The sequence below is a fragment of the Halomicrobium sp. IBSBa genome, from assembly GCF_017612575.1.
Classification (GTDB): Archaea; Halobacteriota; Halobacteria; order Halobacteriales; family Haloarculaceae; genus Halomicrobium.
The window spans coordinates 1-379 of record NZ_JADPQC010000079.1; the positions used below are offsets into that span (position 1 = coordinate 1).

Here is a 379-nt window from a genome sequence, read left to right on the forward strand (position 1 = left end):
CGTTCACGCAGGTGGCCGAGAACGCCGAGGCGACCGACGACGGGATTCAGGAGATCAGCGACACGACCGACGACCAGGCCGCCACGACCGAGGAAGCGGTGTCGATGGTCGAGGAGGCCGTGGACATCAGCGAGGCGACCGCCGCGGAGACCGAGACCGCCTCCGCGACCGCGCAGGAACAGGCCGCGTCCATGTCGCAGGTCAGTGCCAGCATCGAATCACTCGCCGAGCAGTCCGAACGGCTCCAGACGATGCTGTCGGAGTTCGAAGTCGACAGCCGATAGCGGCTCACTCCTCCCAGTACTCTTTTTCCGCGTTCCTGTCGAGATACGTCGACAGCGTTCGGTCCGCTTTCTCGCCGCCCGGGGGTGACCCGGCG

2 pseudogenes are annotated in these 379 nt (G+C 66.5%); one reads left to right on the plus strand and one right to left on the minus strand.

Features of this window, described 5'->3' with window-relative positions:
- Positions 1-284, plus strand: a pseudogene (locus tag IL252_RS17540) (methyl-accepting chemotaxis protein); the annotation flags it as partial.
- Positions 285-288: 4 nt separating this feature from the next.
- Here the strand turns inward: IL252_RS17540 and IL252_RS17810 are convergent.
- Positions 289-379, minus strand: a pseudogene (locus IL252_RS17810) (cupin); the annotation flags it as partial.